This is a genomic window from Pseudomonadota bacterium (assembly GCA_016927275.1).
Classification (GTDB): domain Bacteria; phylum UBA10199; class UBA10199; order 2-02-FULL-44-16; family JAAZCA01; genus JAFGMW01.
In genome coordinates this window covers 22,682-37,874 of the sequence record JAFGMW010000035.1, presented here as the reverse complement: position 1 = coordinate 37,874, position 15,193 = coordinate 22,682, and the positions used below count along the sequence as shown (strand labels likewise).

The 15,193-nt window shown below is 63.2% G+C and carries 12 protein-coding genes; 7 read left to right on the top strand and 5 right to left on the bottom strand.

Translation table 11 applies throughout. From position 1 onward, the window contains the following. Both JXA24_02430 and JXA24_02425 read left to right on the top strand, forming a co-directional pair. Positions 1-1,590 (top strand): GldG family protein (locus tag JXA24_02430; protein MBN1282614.1); only part of this gene is annotated, 1,590 nt, incomplete at its 5' end. A gap of 6 nt (positions 1,591-1,596) precedes the next feature. Beyond that, positions 1,597-2,250 (top strand): DUF4340 domain-containing protein, encoded by a 654-nt coding sequence (locus JXA24_02425; protein ID MBN1282613.1) that lies wholly within the window; start codon positions 1,597-1,599, stop codon positions 2,248-2,250. A 6-nt stretch (positions 2,251-2,256) separates the two neighbouring features. Here JXA24_02425 and JXA24_02420 read toward each other — a convergent pair whose 3' ends face one another. The 4 genes from JXA24_02420 to JXA24_02405 all read right to left on the bottom strand — a co-directional run bounded on the left by JXA24_02420 (position 2,257) and on the right by JXA24_02405 (position 7,888). Then, positions 2,257-2,520, bottom strand: a complete 264-nt coding sequence (locus JXA24_02420; protein MBN1282612.1) for a hypothetical protein — start codon at positions 2,518-2,520, stop codon at positions 2,257-2,259. A 178-nt stretch (positions 2,521-2,698) separates the two neighbouring features. Further along, positions 2,699-4,978 (bottom strand): S8 family serine peptidase, encoded by a 2,280-nt coding sequence (locus tag JXA24_02415; GenBank protein ID MBN1282611.1) that lies wholly within the window; start codon positions 4,976-4,978, stop codon positions 2,699-2,701. A 9-nt stretch (positions 4,979-4,987) separates the two neighbouring features. Continuing rightward, positions 4,988-7,465, bottom strand: coding sequence for a hypothetical protein (locus JXA24_02410; protein ID MBN1282610.1), 2,478 nt, complete (start codon positions 7,463-7,465; stop codon positions 4,988-4,990). Between the two features lie 90 nt (positions 7,466-7,555). Next, positions 7,556-7,888, bottom strand: coding sequence for a hypothetical protein (locus tag JXA24_02405; GenBank protein MBN1282609.1), 333 nt, complete (start codon positions 7,886-7,888; stop codon positions 7,556-7,558). A 99-nt stretch (positions 7,889-7,987) separates the two neighbouring features. Here JXA24_02405 and JXA24_02400 point away from each other — a divergent pair, with 99 nt between their 5' ends. The 5 genes from JXA24_02400 (at position 7,988) to JXA24_02380 (ending at position 13,786) form a co-directional block, all read left to right on the top strand. Then, entirely contained in the window at positions 7,988-8,671 is a 684-nt protein-coding gene (locus JXA24_02400; protein ID MBN1282608.1) for a dTMP kinase, read from the top strand. A gap of 25 nt (positions 8,672-8,696) precedes the next feature. Next, positions 8,697-9,677, top strand: a complete 981-nt coding sequence (gene holB / locus JXA24_02395; GenBank protein ID MBN1282607.1) for a DNA polymerase III subunit delta' — start codon at positions 8,697-8,699, stop codon at positions 9,675-9,677. A gap of 55 nt (positions 9,678-9,732) precedes the next feature. After that, positions 9,733-10,740 (top strand): hypothetical protein, encoded by a 1,008-nt coding sequence (locus tag JXA24_02390; GenBank protein ID MBN1282606.1) that lies wholly within the window; start codon positions 9,733-9,735, stop codon positions 10,738-10,740. Further along, on the top strand, positions 10,715-12,667 hold the full coding sequence (gene metG / locus JXA24_02385) for a methionine--tRNA ligase (GenBank protein ID MBN1282605.1): 1,953 nt from the start codon (positions 10,715-10,717) through the stop codon (positions 12,665-12,667). Before JXA24_02390 ends, metG begins: the two co-directional genes overlap by 26 nt. Positions 12,668-13,000: 333 nt before the next feature. Continuing rightward, complete coding sequence (locus tag JXA24_02380) at positions 13,001-13,786, top strand: DUF4065 domain-containing protein (protein ID MBN1282604.1); 786 nt, start codon at positions 13,001-13,003, stop codon at positions 13,784-13,786. A gap of 642 nt (positions 13,787-14,428) precedes the next feature. On the opposite strand, the gene JXA24_02375 is transcribed toward JXA24_02380, so the two are convergent. Continuing rightward, positions 14,429-15,181: a hypothetical protein gene (locus tag JXA24_02375; protein ID MBN1282603.1), complete on the bottom strand. Its 753-nt coding sequence runs from the start codon at positions 15,179-15,181 to the stop codon at positions 14,429-14,431. Positions 15,182-15,193 lie beyond the last annotated feature (12 nt).

Here is a 15,193-nt window from a genome sequence, read left to right as displayed (position 1 = left end):
CTGAGAATGAAGAAGCTGGGGATGAAGACAAAGACGATCACGATCATATTGACCATGCTGGCTGCGGCGATCGCGCTGGGGACGATAAACTACCTGGCGTCGCGGCGTCCCCTGCGCCTCGATCTGACCGACACAGGGGCGTTCTCCCTCTCCGACGCGACCCGCAGGATAGTCGAGGGATTGGACGACGTGGCCACCGTGCGCGTCTACTTCTCGAACCCGCTCCCCTCCGCCCTGGCAGCGGTGCGCCGCGACGTGGACGATCTGCTCTCCGAGCTCCGCGACGCCGGCAGGGGAAAGATCAAGGTGGAGCACATGGACCCCGCGTCGTCGCCGATGGAGGAGCAGAGGGCCGCCCTCATGGGCATCGTGCCGGTGCAGCTGAACGTCTTCGACGGGGACAGGGTCGAGGTGGCGAGGGTCTGGCTCGGCATCGCGGTGCTCCACGGCGACAGGCAGGAGACGATCCCGGTCGTGCACAGCGCCGCCAACCTCGAGTACGAGATCGCGGAGTCGCTCATCAAGGTCTCCTCAGGAGATCTCCCCGCGATCGCCTGGTGGGAGGGGAAGCGCAGGGAGGACGAGGTTTCGCCCTACGGGTTCGTGAGGGAGGCGATCTCGAGGCGATACCGCGTCGCGGAGACGGGCTTCGGCCGAACTGAAGATATCGATCCTGCCCGCATCTCGGCGCTCGTGCTCATCTCGCCCGGGAAGCTCTCCAACGACGACCTCTTCACGATCGACCAGTACCTCATGCGGGGCGGAAGGGCGCTCGCCATGATCGACCGCGCAGAGGTCGACGCGAAGCTCAAGATGTCGCCGATCGAGAGCGACGCCCTGCCCATGATCGCGCACTACGGGGCCCGGGTGGAGGACTCGCTGGTGCTCGATGAGTCGAACGCGACCGCCGCCTTCGGGGGCGGACCGGTGACCTACCACATGCCATACCCGTTCTGGCCCGAGGTGACGGGCGAGGGCTTCAACAGGACCCTCCCGCTCGCCGCGGACCTGAGGTCTGCGGTCTTCCCGTGGACCTCGCCCATCGGCCTCTCCGCCGGAGCCGAAGAGTCGTGGGTAGCGCGCAGCACCGGCGCCGGCGCCGGCGTGCCGATCGACGGGGCGGACCTCGATCCGAGAGGAGCGTCGGAGGCACTCGCACGGGGCGCGCTCTCGGCGCAGACGATCGCGGCCGTCGTGGCCGGGCCGCTGCACAGCTATTTCTCCGGCACCGGCCGGCTCCCCCCGAGGGGCGCTGCAGTCATAGCGGAGGGGAGCGCCGATGCCCGGCTGTTCGTCGCAGGCTCGTCCCGCTGGATCATGGACAGGTTCCTGGTGAGCTTCCCGCAGAACGCGGCGCTCTTTCAGAACGCGCTGGACTATCTCACCATGAGCGACGCGCTCGTGGGGATCCGCTCGCGCGAGGGGACGCGCAGGCCGATCGCCATCCTCCCAGACGGCGCAAAGCGGCTGCTGCGCTGGTCCAACGTCGCGGCGGGCCCTCTCGCAGCGGGGGCGCTGGGCCTCACCACGGCCCTGCTCCGCAAAAGGCGCAGGCGGACGATCGACTCCAAATACTCCGGGGCATCCTGATCGGTCATGAAGATACCAAGGCCTGCCACATATCTCGCAGCGGCGATCGCAGCCGCCGCCATCGTCCTCATCTTCGAGAGCCCGGTGAGGCCTAGGTCCGACGACGCATCCGCGGAGCCGCTCATCCCGGGATTCGAGGGCGCGAACGTGGAGCGGATCGAACTCTCGCAGCTCCTCGACGGCGCGGTCCTGGAGCGCGCGGGCGGCTGCTGGAGGGTCTCTGAAGACGCGACCCCGCTGAAGAGGGAACTGTACGCGAAGGAGGGCCGCGAGATCCCCGATCGGCTCTGGGGCGAGGCGGACAGCTCAAGGGTCTCAACGGCCCTTGGGGTATTCGGCGGGCTCGAGAGGGGCATAGTCGTTTCGACGAATCCAAAGAGGAGGGATCTCTTCCAGGTCGGGGCCGCGGGGCTTGAGGTGCGCCTCGTCGACAAGGGGGGGAGCCCCGTCGCCGAACTGGTCATAGGCAAGAGCGGGCCCGACTACGGAAGCACCTACATCCGCCGGTCAGGGGCGGACGAGGTCTATCTCGTGAGACGGCCGCTCTCGGGAATCTTCTCCCCGGTCGCCGACGACTGGCGGAAACTCAAGACGCAAAAAGATCCCGCGGGGAATGCTCCGCCGCGGGATCCTCTGCATGAGATCACGGATAAAGACTGAAGCGAATCACCTGCCGCGATAGTTCCTCTGCATGAGCTCACCCTTCACCTGGCACTGTCCGTTCGCATCTATCTCGCTGCCCATGGTGTATGCCATGCCGGACATAAAGCAGATGAACCTGTCGAACAGGCTCGGCTCGCCGGCGTAGGAGCTCTTGTCTGCCTTCGAGTCGTTGACCACCGGTTCAGCGACCGCACCGTTGCCCGCGCTGAGCGCAAAAAGGCTTTTACCCGCATCCGCAAAAATCCTTCTCCCGTAAGGTCCGTCCATCTCGATCTCCTTTCAGCAGTGAAAATTTATGCCGTTAAATTGAATTAATATGCATCACATGACGTATTTGCAAGGTTTTTTTGCATAAAGCCACTTGCACCTTTGTTCTCGGCAAAGGGGCGCAAAGGTTTCGTGGTTTTTTTGATGATTGCTGAAAAAATTCAGGTAGCCAGATAACTTATTGTATTTTATAGACTTTTTTCAGGCCCCGTGGGATGACGATAAGCGCAAGACACAATATCAGCGCCATCGGCATCGCTGCTTGGGAGCCCTTCGCATCCACGAGCCCGCAGCCGCCGCTCCCGCCATCCTGGCCGTTGAGGTCGCCTGTGCCGCTGTATGCGGAGGTGTCCTCCACTGCTGATTTCAGCACCTCCACAGCATCTATCTTGCCTGCGCCAAAGCTGTTCTCAGGATCAGGGCTCTTTGCCGTCATGCCCGCAGTCGTGGCGCCTGTCCTGAGGGCGGCCCGCACCTGGTCCACCGTGAGGGTGTTGTTGCGCTGCAGAAGAAGCGCAACGACGCCGGCCGCGTGCGGCGACGACATGGAGGTGCCCGCGTTCTTGAAGTGGTCGCCGCCGACTTTGACGGAGTTGGAGACGAATGCGTCTTCGGCCAGGGCTGCAATGATAGGCTCTCCCGGCGCCACGATGTCAGGCTTCGTGCGGCCGTCGGCAGTCGGGCCCAGGCTGGAGAACGCGGAGAGGTCGCCGGTCACCGATCCCGTGCCGCCCGGCGCCGAGAGATCGGACTGATCGTATGTCACGCCGTTGTCGCCGGTCCACTCGCTCACGCCGGATCCCACCGGTTTCTCCGGCATCCAGCTCCCTGCCGAGATCACGCCGACCGCGGTCGACGGGATCGTCGCGGTGTAGAGGCTGTCGCCGTCCGCGAGCTTGTATCCTGCCCAGGCGCCGTCGCCCACGTCGTGGCCTGCGCCGGCCATCCCCTTGAGGAAGTCGTGCACATAGACTTGGTCGAAGTAGAGCCACATGTGGCCGCTGCATGCGCCGCCCTTTGACCTTATCACCACGTCGAACCACCTCGTCTCAAGATTGGACGAAAGCACACCTCCCTTGGGGTAGAAGATGGCCATCGCATGAGGCTTCTCGTTGCGTATGTCGGAGGAGTCCACGTCCACGCTCACCGCGACCGCCGCATCGGAGGCAGCCTCGACGTTGGAGGAGTCCACTGAAAAAGGGATGTCCGCAGTCGCGAAAGAGGAATCGTCGGTGGTCGCAAGGCCCGGAAATGCGAAGTCCAAAGGGTCGCGGCCCTGCGTGTACGCGAACGCCGCCACGTCGCAGTCGCCCGCCTGGCCCTTTTCCAGCCAGACGTCGGCCGTGGTGCCGCCCACATAAGTCGCTGCCGCGGTGATCCCGCTCCACACCCCTATCCGGTATCCCCTGCTCTCCCCGGCGGGGGCGCTGATGGAGGCGTGGATGCCCCCCACATAGTCGCGCCTCGCCGCCGGCTGGGCGGCAGGGGTCACCTGCTCGTTGCCGGCCGCGTTCACTATTATCCTGCCGGGCTTTGCGGCGGATAGCTCGGTGAGGCCCTGCTCGAGCAGAGAGGTCCCGTCGTGCGCGCCAATCGAGGTGCCTAGGCTCAGGTTCACAACAGCGGCCTTGTCCACGACGTCCGCCTTGGCGAAGATGGCGGAAACCCCATCGAGCACTGCGGTCGCAAACGACGTGGCCCCCGCGTCGCTCGTGGAGGCGTCGGTCGCGGAGTTGAACACGAACATGATGTCCGAGTTGGGTGCCACGCCTGTGTAGGTCGGGTCGTTGCCTGCCGCGATGCCGGTCACGTGTGTGCCGTGGTGGGTCCCCTGGCCGCCGTCGGCGATCCCGCACGTCCCGTCCTGGATCGCCGCTTGCTTGCACTCCACCTTCGTTCCGTTCACCGTCTTCATGAGGTACTGCACCCTCCTCTTGCCGGTCGCAGAGGTGAAATCGGGGTGCCCGTAGTCGAGGCCGTCATCCACCGCGCCCACGACGACGTCGGTGCCGTCGTAGGCGACCCCGAGACCTGTTCCGTCCTGCACCGCGACCGTGTCGCTGTAGGTGCGCGCGGTGTCCATCTTGGGCGAGAGCAGGGGCGCCGCCTCGACCACCTCCACCTCGGGCCTCGCCGCAAGCCCGGCCGCGAACCCGGCCGGGACGTGCGCGGAGATGATCGCTGCGCCGCTGTTCCCCCCGAGCCTCTCGGCCCTCCCGCCCGCCGCCTCTATGGCCGCCGCTGTGGACCCGGCGTCGCGGGTGCGCACGAAGCACGGGATGAGCACAAAGCCGCGCTCGAGCGATGTCGACTTCGACCACGAGGTCTTCGGGCCCTCAGCGAGGGCCCCGGACATCTTGCGCATCATGAGGTCCATCTCGCCCGCGGCCGCCTTTGCAGCCATCGCACAGAGAAAGAGAGCGGCAACCATCGCAGTGCGCATTCCGATCTTCATCATCGCTATCTCCTATTCCCCGACTATCACTTTAAGGACCTGCTCCACGTCGTCTATCGGCGAGGTGGACGACGGCTTTCCGGTCGGAGCCTTTTTCTTGGGGGCCGATTTCGGCTTCGGCCTGGGCGTCTGGGCCTGCCCGGGAGGCTTTGGCTTTGGCTTTGCCTTTGCCTCCTCCCCCTTCGCGGCCTCGGCTGCCCGCTCTTTGATCCGCCGGCCCGCCTGCATCATCTCGGTGAACTTCGACTCCACGAACGACACCTGAGGACGGGATATGGTGCCCCTGATCTCGACCGGTATCAGGAGCCTGCCGTCGCTCTCGAGCAGCGCCTTCTGCGCCGCGGGGTCGGGCGCGATGCCCCTGGCCGTCTCCGCGTCGATCCACGCTTCCCCCTCGCCAGCAAGCGATGTGTCGGGCTGCGCGCTCGCGGAGAGCCTCGCGGCAAACCGGTCCCCGCTGAACGAAGCGCCGTCGATCGACAGCAGCCCCTTCGCTATCTCGAACGAGGCCTTGAGGTCGCTGCCCGGCGCCTCTTCGCCCTCGCGCCCCGGCAGCGCCGACGGCTCCAGCTTCACGCCGGAGGCCGAGGCGATGCGGTCCACGAGCTTGGGATCGAAAAACCCGGCGAGAGAGCGGAGAGCGCTCCCTGCGAATTCAGGCATCACGATCGTGCCTGAGAGGACGAGGTCCTGCTGCAGCGAGTAATCGTCTGCCCCCTCGCCCCTGCCCCTGACCACGAGCCCGGCTTTCCCTGAGACGAGGCCGGCCGCGGACTTGATGCCGGATGCGTCGACGTCATGGCCGACCACGTCGAACTCGATGGACGGGATGGGCTGCGTCGCGATCCTGCCGGTGCCGCTCACCTCCCCCCCTGCGAAGGACCCCCTGATGGAGACCAGCGAGATCGAGTCGTCCCCGCGCTCGAACGAGAACGCGACATCGCTGATCTCGATCCCTGCCGCGGTGACCTTCGGGGCCTCCACCCTGCCCGAGACCGCGGCCGGGGAGTCGCCGGCCAGCGGCCCCGTCATTCGCACCTCGGCGCTGAACTCTCCGATATCCGCCGCCGCGGAGAGCCCGGGCATGAAGAACCCGGCCGCCTCGGCGCCGAGCCCGCTGCCGGAGAGCACAAGGGACGCGCTCAGGATGTCGTCGCGCCCGATCTCGCCTGTGACCGAGAATTCGCCCGACCCGATCACGACGGAGCCCTTTGAGATCGAAAGCGCAGCGTCTGATATCGTCGATTCGAATGCGACCTTGAGCGCGCCCCCCTGCTCCTTCTTCAGCGGGCCCGCGCTCGAGATCAGGGCGTCCCTCGCATCGAGGCTCAGCGAGAGCCGCCCGGCGTCTGCTGTCCCGGCGTATCTGGCGTCCACCGCCAGCCTGCCCTGCCATGATAGCGCAGGCGGGAGGCTGCGCCCTGAATACGCCAGCAGCGCCCCGGCCGAGGCCGGGACGAGATCGGGCGATGCCAGGTGGATGTCGAGAGAGACGGGCGAGGACCCGTAGTTCGCCGACGCGTTCCCTGCGAACTGGGAGCCGTTGAAATATATCCTGAGCCCTTCGGCCCTCGCCTCACGATTCGCATCGTCTATCGAGAGCCTGCACTCCGCGCTCAAATTGGGCGAGGTCGCCTCGCCGACAGCCCCGGTGAGCTTCATCTTCATGGAGATGCCGCCTTCGGCCGATATCTCCCTGAGAGAGAACGATGCGTTGCCGATGACGACCGGCCGCGGCATGGACTCGGCATCGATGAGGATGCGGCTGCGGACCGCATCCACGCTCCGTATGCTCAGTGGCATCCCGCCGCCGGACGGCCCCGCGGCCTGCGCCTCATTGATGAGGCCGAAGGGAAGCGCGCCGGAGGGGGCGCCGGGGGCCCTGAACTCGGGCACCGCGTCCCCCCCCTCATCCACGGCAGGCGGCTCCATCGACGGCGCGGGCATGGACCTGAACTCAGGGACGGACCCCTCCGGCGTGGAGCCAGGCGCAGGCCGCCCCTCTCCGGGGAATTCCGCCGGCGCGGGCGCAGCCTCGGGCGCCAGCCCCTGCACGCCTATCGATTTGATCTCAGGGACGGACGCGGCGGGCAAAGGGGCCTGCAGCCTCAGCATGGCGCCGAGATTGGACAGCCCCTGCGCAAAGCGGAGATCGAGGTTAGCGTCCCTGAGCTCTATGCCCGTGACTATCCTCCCGCGCAGGAGCGCGAGGAAAGAGAGGCTGCCCACGACCTTTTCGGCAGACAAGAGGGTCATGCCCTGAAAGGGCGGGGCGTCCGATATGAGCCGGAATCCGGTGATAGTGTAGCCGGGATAAGGGATGACCCTGAAGGCGAACTTCTTTATCTCGACGCGGGCGTTCAGCCGCTCCCTGAGGGCATCCTCGACCATCCCTCTGTATGTTGCGCTGGGGATGAGGCCGGGACCGGCCGCGGCCAGCGCCAGGATCAGGACGACGACAGCGCTTGCGATGATCACTGCCCTGCGCACACGCACCCCGCATCTTGCGCCCGCACGCCGATGCGCGGGCGTTTTCCTGCGATCATACTAAAAAATCGGACCCCCCGCAATCGGCCGTGATCAGTGCTGCCTCATCTCCTTTATCCCCTCGAGCCACATGAGCACGAGATCGTGCACCCTTTTGGGGAGGGAGCCCGGCATCTCGTGCTCGACCATCACGTGCATGAATGCGTCGAGCGCCTCGCGGGTCTCGCCCACCGTCAGGGGCCGGCCGCTCGAATGGACCGCGAGGTCCCTGTACGAGAGGGCCCGCTCGACAAGCATGGAGAACACATCCTTCGACTCGTCGCTCGCGTCCTTGAAGTGCTCCGCCACTTTGTCGAAAAGGGCCTTTATGTCCTTCTCGTCGATGCTGCCCTGCGCCGACCCGGCCCGGTCTTTTTTCACGTTCATCCGGCCTCCGGGGCCCTATAGGCCACGGCACGCCCGCCATGGCAAGCATTAAAAACCCTTGAGGCGTGGCCCCCTATCGGCTATCAACCTCGCCTGGCCATGAGGGGCGCGTTCATCACATTCGAGGGGATCGAGGGGTCGGGCAAGAGCACCCAGATCGGCATGCTCGCCGAGAGTCTATCGGCAAAGGGGCTCGATGTGGTCGTGACCCGCGAGCCTGGAGGCACGCAGATCGGCGAGCAGATCCGCGCGGTGCTGCTCGACGCCTCCCACCGGGGCATGACCCCGATCACAGAGCTCATGCTCTACGCGGCGGCCCGCCACCAGCACGTCGAGGAGGTCATAGAGCCGGCGCTCGCCGGCGGCAGGACCGTGCTCTGCGACCGATACGCGGACGCCACCACCGCATACCAGGGCGCGGCCCGAAGGATAGATCCCTCCCTCATAAAGGCGGTCCACCAGGTCGCCACGGGCGGGCTTGCTCCGGGGCTCACCGTGCTGCTGGACCTGCCTGCGAGGGACGGGCTCGCGCGCGCAATAGACCGAAACGCCCGAGGCGGAGCGGTCCCGGGCCACGACCGATTCGAGCGGGAGGCGCTCGAGTTCCACGAGCGGGTGAGGGACGGATACCTCTCGATCGCGCGGGAGGAGCCGGACCGGATCGCTGTGATCGACGCCCTCGGGCCCGTGGAGGAGATACACGAAAAGGTCCTGGCCGCGGTCGAAAAGTTTCTTCACCAGTCACCAGTCACCAGTCACCAGTCACTAGTCACTAGTCACTAGTCACTAGTCACTAGTCACGGCATTTATGTGGTCCAAGATAGTCGGACACAAGAGGCAGATAGAGGAGCTCAGGCGCTCGCTGGAATCGGCGAGGCTCCCTAACGCCTACGTCTTCGCGGGGCCTGCGGGCGTCGGCAAGAGGCTTGCGGCGGACGCGTTCGCGGCCGCGCTCCTCTGCCCGGAAGCGCCATCGCGCGGCCACGACGCCTGCGGCGAATGCCTCTCGTGCCGCAAGCTCGCCTCCGGCAACCACCCCGACTTTTTCCTGCTGGAGCCCGAGGAGTCGGAGCGGGGTGCCGTTACCAGCATAAAGACAGACCCGGTCAGGGAGCTGATGCAGAGGCTCATTTTCAAGCCGCTCGAGGCTCAGGCCAAGGTCGCGATCATCGACGGCGCGGACAGGCTCATGCCGCAGGCGGCCAACTCGCTGCTCAAGACGCTCGAGGAGCCCCCGGAGCGGACCCACTTCATCCTCGTCACGCCGCTCCCACACAGGCTGCTGCCCACGATAAGGTCCCGCTGCCGGCTCGTCGCATTCTCCCCCCTCGGCGAGGAGGAGCTCGCAGCGGCCCTCGTCCGGCGCCGCTCGATGGAGCCTGCGGAGGCGACCAGGATAGCCCGCCTCGCCGGCGGGAGCATGGGGCTCGCCCTCAGGCTCGAGCCGGAATTCGTGGCCGAGGTGCTGGGTCGCTTCCTGCCCCTCTTCTCCAGGGCATCCAGCTCCGACATAATGGAGGCGGCCCAGGCGTTCGCCGCGCAGGGCCCGGAGAGGCTCCCGCTGGTCTTTGACATCCTCATGAGCCTCTGCAGGGACATGCTGCGCGTGAAGGCGACGGGCAGCGCCGGGCTCGCGATACACCCCGAGGCGGAGGCCCTCGCGGGCCGCCTTGCCGAATCGAAGCTTATGCGGGCAATCGAGGGGATCAACGGGGCGAGGATCGCCTCCGAGACCGCCGCAAATAAACAGTTGATGTTTGAGGATCTTCTGTTTACGCTGACTTCCTGAACGCCGGATCCAAGGAGGATGAGGCCCTGCCGAGCAGGGCTCTTTTTTCGACAATATGCAGGAGACGCCCCCCGCAGAGAGCCGGCCCGCAGCCGAGGCCGCGCAGGCAGAGGCCGCGCCGAAGAGGCTGGCGGTCGGCGTGAAGTTCCGCACCGCCGGGCACATCTACACCTTTCTGACCGACGACCCGACCCTCAAGGGCGGCGAGAGGGTGCTCGTCGAGGCGGAGGAGGGGACGTCGTTCGGCGTCGTCGCCGCGCCCCCCAGGGAGGCGCGCGAATCCGAGCTCCCGCACAACGCGAGAAAGCTCATCCGCAGGCTGACCGAGGAGGACGCGGAAGAGGCGGCGAGACAGAGGGAACGCGCGCTCGAGTGCTTCAAGGCATGCCGCGAACGGATCAAATCGCGCTCGCTCCCCATGAAGCTCGTGGACGTTGAGATGTCCGAGGGGGGCAAGAAGGCGGTCTTCGTGTTCTTCGCGGAGGACCGCGTGGACTTCAGGGCCCTGGTCAAGGACCTCGCCGGCCTTCTGCGCATGCGCATCGAGATGCGCCAGGTGGGCAGCCGCGACGAGTCGAGGATGATCGGCTGCATAGGGCCGTGCGGGCTCACGACGTGCTGCTCCACGCACCTGCGCCAGTTCAAATCCATATCGATCTCCATGGCCAAGCACCAGGGGCTCGCGCCCAATCCCGCCAAGCTCACCGGCATGTGCGGGAAGCTCAAGTGCTGCCTCGACTACGAGAGCGCCGCCTACGACGAGTGCCGCCACGGGCTGCCCAAGGTCGGGGCCGCGGTGCGCTCGCCCAAGGGGCCTGGAAAGGTGATAGGACACAACGTCCTCAAGCGCGAGTGCACCGTGAGGCTCTACGGCGGCGGTGAGCTGCGCATCAGCTGCGACCAGTGCCAGACCATGTCCCAGGACGAGCGCGAGGCGGCCATAGGCGCGGCGAGGCAGGCGCGCGAGGAGGGCGAGGAACGCAGGCGCATGGGCGGCCGCGGGAGGCGCAGGGAGAGGGGCCGCAGGGAACCTATAAATGCCAAAGGACCCGAGAAGAAATAAATTCTACATCACCACGGCGATCGACTACGTAAACAGCCTCCCTCACATAGGGACCGCCTACGAGAAGATCGGCGCCGACGTGCTCGCCCGCTGGAACAGGATGCTGGGCCGCGAGGTCCGCTTCCAGATGGGCAACGACGAGCACTCGGTCAACGTCTGGAAGGCGGCGAAGGAGAAGGGGCTCTCGCCCAAGGAGTACTGCGACCAGATGCGGGAGCGCTTCGAGGATATCTGGAAGAGACTCGACGTATCGTACGACGGATTCATCCAGACCTCGGACCCGAAACACGAAAAAGGCGTGAAGAAACTCTTCAAGGCCATCATAGACAGGGGCGACATCTACAGGTCCCGCTACGAGGGATGGTACTGCGAATCGTGCGAGGCGTTCCTCACCGAGAAGGACCTCGAGGATGGGCTGTGTCCCAACCACAAGTCGAAGCCCAAGTGGCTCTCCGAGGAGAACTACTTCTTCGCGCTGTCGAAATACCGCGACCGGCTGCTCGACCATATTACGAACAACCCGGATTTCATCCTCCCGGAGATTAGGCGCAACGAGATAGTCTCGCTGCTCAAGGAGGGGCTGCAGGATATTTCCGTCTCACGCTCCACCTTCGACTGGGGCGTCACCCTGCCGGACGACCCGGACCACATCGTCTACGTATGGTTCGACGCGCTCATCAACTACATCACCGCAGTGGGGTACGGCTGGGACGACGCAAAGTTCGCCCGGTGGTGGCCGGCCGACATGCATGTGATAGGCAAGGACATCACGCGCTTCCACTGCGTTATCTGGCCCGCAATGCTCATGAGCGCCGGAGTCCCGCTGCCCAGGACCATCTTCGGCCACGGCTTCGTATATCTGAAGGGCGAGAAGATGTCGAAATCGCTCGGCAACGTGGTCACTCCCATGGACGTGATCGACAAGTACGGCGCAGACCCACTGCGCTACTACCTCATGCGCGAGGGAGGCTTCGGCCGCGACGCCGACTTCACGTGGGAGCACTTCATCGAGCGCTACAACGGCGACCTGGCCAACGGAGTCGGCAACCTCGTCGCGCGCACCATCGGCATGGCCACGAGGTACCAGGACGGCAGGATCGATCCCGCGGCAGGCTCGCCATTCCACGGCGAGCTGCGCGACACGACCGACGCGCTGCTCGGCAGGGTGTCGGCGGCGCTCGATCACGCCAGCGGGGAGGTGGAGTTCCACCAGGCCCTGGCCTCGATCTGGGAGGTCATGGCCGCAGCCGACAGGCACATCAACGACATGAAGCCGTGGGTGATGGCCAAGGCAGGGAATGCCGCGGAGATCAACGCAGTGCTCTGGCGCGTGGCGACAGCTATCCGCAGCGCCGTGATTTTGATCCGACCGTTCATGCCTAAGACAGCGGCCGCGATCTGGGCGTCCATGGGGTTTGATGCGACAGGCGCGCTTGAATCACAGGGCGTCGATTTTGACAATCTCCGCTTCGGCGCGCTCTCAAAGGCCATCGTCGTAAAGGCCGCAAGCGGCCTCTTCCCGAGGATAGAGGAAGAAAAGAAGGCTGAGGCTAAGGCTGAGGTTAAGGTTAAGCAGAAGGGGGAGGGGAAGATGACGGCAGGCGGACAGATAGAGATAACCGACTTTGCAAAGGTGGACCTGCGGGTCGCGGAGATAATCGCGGCGGAGCGCGTCGAGGGCGCGGACAAGCTGCTAAAACTCAAAGTGACGCTCGGCGAGGAGGAGCGCCAGATCGTGGCCGGCATCGCCAAGCACTACTCGCCCGAGGAGCTCGTGGGCAAACGCATCGTGGTCGTGGCGAACTTGAAACCCGCCACGCTGCGCGGCATCGAATCGCAGGGAATGCTTCTCGCCGCCTCCGACGAGAACACCGTCTCCATCCTCACGCCGCTGAAGGACGTCAAGATAGGCTCCAAGGTCAAGTAAGCAGACGGAGAGGTTCGATCTACCCTTCTCGCTATCCCTCCTCGACTCATACGCCGTCTCGGCCGGGGGCTTTCGTCGGCCGGGTCATATAGGCTGCTGAATCCAGCCTCCCTGCCTGCCGGCAGGCAGGCTCGAGCCACGCTGCGAAGAGTAGATCGACCCTCTCCGTCTGCCAAAGCAAAGGCTGTAGGTAAGTGAAAATATTAATGACCGTTTTTGGCCGCACCGCCCGCCGCCGCAGACATGTAAAATATCCCAACAAGTTAATTGTAAAATATCTTGACAACCAACAGATTGATCGTATACAATATATCCGGATATCAGGGGTGAACCATGAAGAAAAATTTTGGGGCATATCTAAAACAGCTTAGAGAACATGCCGATTTTTCACAGGATTATGTGGCTGCAAAAATTGGCGTTTCACGACCCACCTACGTTCAAATCGAGAAAAATGATCGGGAATTGACTATCTCTGAAGCGGAGAAGCTCTCTGAACTCTTTGATGTCGATTTGCCGGATTTTCTGCGGGCCAGGGAGGCATCCGTTCCGAATGTTGTCATTGAACCTCCCTCGAAAACCGGGAAAAAAGTTTCAGACATCCGCATCAGCGTGCCCCAGAGAAATTTGAAAAAGTTCAAAGAGGTCCTTCTCTATATCCTTGAGAAGGTCGGGGCAAAATCAAATATCGGGGAAACGGCGATCTACAAGCTCCTCTACTTCATCGATTTTGACTACTATGAAAAATTTGAGGAGCAGTTGGTCGGGGCGACCTATATAAAAAACCGGTTTGGCCCTACACCTGTTGAATTCGTGAAGATCGTCGATGATATGAAAAAGAAGAAAGAGATCGAACAGGTTTCAAGCTCGTATTTTCAGTACGAGCAGAAAAAATACTTGCCATTGAGAGGGCCCGACATGTCCGCTCTATCTGCGAGGGAGGTCAGGCACATCGACGATGTGCTCGCCCGCCTCTCGGACAAGAGCGCGAAGGAGTTGAACGATTATTCCCATGAGGATATGCCCTGGAAGGTCCATAAACAAGGGGAGAAGATCAGCTACGAGAGCGTCTTCTACCGCGATTATGAGCATTCCGTGAGAAGCTACGACGATGAACTTTAGTGAGACTCCCAAATTCACCAAAGATCTAAAACACCTTTCGAAAAAATATAGGTCCCTGCCCGAAGATTTTTCCGAATTCAAAAAAGTAGTCGCGGCTGTCCCATTCGGCAGCAGCAAACACTTTACGGTATTGCGCCAACATGGAGACATCGACGTCATCAAAGCGCGTTTATTTTGCAAATACCTCAGAGGAACTTCGCTTCGTGTCGTTTATGCGTATGATAAACAGGCTAAGCAGATTGTCTTCATTGAACTGTACTTCAAGGGCGACCAGGAGCGTGAAAGCCATGAAAGAATCGTTGAATTACTGAAAATATGATTATTAATTGACCACGGCGCTGAGTGCCACATGACGTAGCGGGTCGGGGTGCTCTTCGCAGCGGGGCTATTTCCGGCTTCGGGTGGCTGCGGAGCGGGGGACCCCACAAATAAAATTCCAAGCCCCAAGCACCAAACTCCAAATAAATTCCAATAAACGAAATTCCAATTATTAAACAAAAATATTGCGTTCGATTATTCGATAATTGGGATTTGGTGCTTATTTGGAATTTGGGATTTGGTGCTTGGAATTTGTCGAATGGGGGTGGTCCGCAGACAGGACCCGAAGCCGCCACTTTCCGCTCCGTCAGATGAGGCGGAATGCTACAACATCAAATCATCAAAATCCGGCAGGGTGTCGACCACGGGGCCCTCGTCCCTGGGCTTCGGCTTCGCGCGGGGGCGGGCGGGCGCCGGCTTGGAGAAGCCGTGGCGATAGAGCGGGAGGTCGTCGGAGTTTCCGCGCACGACCTCGATCCTGCGGCGCGACTGGCGCTCCCATTTCCTGAGCCCCTTCTCGAGCAGCGGCTGGTTCATTGACCACAGGAGCGTGTGCTCCCCCTTCATCTTCTGCTCCGCGAAGAGCCGATATCCCAGCGAGAAGGTCTGGAACCCGGTCTCGTCCGGCCCACCCCACACGATGAAGCTGGCCGGCTCCTGGATGTGCAGCCTCACCGGCTTGTCGGGATCGTATTCGGTCCTGAGAAACCCCACGATGTTGAGGTTGAGCCTTATGCACCAGATCGGCTCCGAAAGCCCCTTCATGACGAGCATGAGCTCGTCGAGGAAGGTCATCTGGTTGAGGTTGTCCCTTGTCACCTGCCTCTTCCCGCCGGTGGTGCTTATCTCCATGTTGTCCGGGACGACGAGCCCGAAGAAGGAGCGGAGGAAATTGAATATCTGCTCGAAGAACCAGACATTGGACTGCTCAGCGCTCATGCGCGTGAAGTCGATGTTGGCGTTGAACCCCCAGCTGCCCACCACCTGGCCGCGCAGGCTCTTCTCGTCCAGGAAGTCGTCCAGCCCCGTGGGGGTGGTGAGCCCGCCTCTGGCGCCCGGCTTTATCATGGGAGGCATCGTATCCCAAAG

Bases quoted from the DNA above. Each gene is read 5' to 3' on its own strand.
- JXA24_02425 (MBN1282613.1), top strand. From the start codon at position 1,597: ATGAAGATACCAAGGCCTGCCACATATCTCGCAGCGGCGATCGCAGCC.
- JXA24_02420 (MBN1282612.1), bottom strand. From the start codon at position 2,520: ATGGACGGACCTTACGGGAGAAGGATTTTTGCGGATGCGGGTAAAAGC.
- JXA24_02415 (MBN1282611.1), bottom strand. From the start codon at position 4,978: ATGATGAAGATCGGAATGCGCACTGCGATGGTTGCCGCTCTCTTTCTC.
- JXA24_02405 (MBN1282609.1), bottom strand. From the start codon at position 7,888: ATGAACGTGAAAAAAGACCGGGCCGGGTCGGCGCAGGGCAGCATCGAC.
- JXA24_02400 (MBN1282608.1), top strand. From the start codon at position 7,988: ATGAGGGGCGCGTTCATCACATTCGAGGGGATCGAGGGGTCGGGCAAG.
- holB (MBN1282607.1), top strand. From the start codon at position 8,697: ATGTGGTCCAAGATAGTCGGACACAAGAGGCAGATAGAGGAGCTCAGG.
- JXA24_02390 (MBN1282606.1), top strand. From the start codon at position 9,733: ATGCAGGAGACGCCCCCCGCAGAGAGCCGGCCCGCAGCCGAGGCCGCG.
- metG (MBN1282605.1), top strand. From the start codon at position 10,715: ATGCCAAAGGACCCGAGAAGAAATAAATTCTACATCACCACGGCGATC.
- JXA24_02380 (MBN1282604.1), top strand. From the start codon at position 13,001: ATGAAGAAAAATTTTGGGGCATATCTAAAACAGCTTAGAGAACATGCC.
- JXA24_02375 (MBN1282603.1), bottom strand. From the start codon at position 15,181: ATGCCTCCCATGATAAAGCCGGGCGCCAGAGGCGGGCTCACCACCCCC.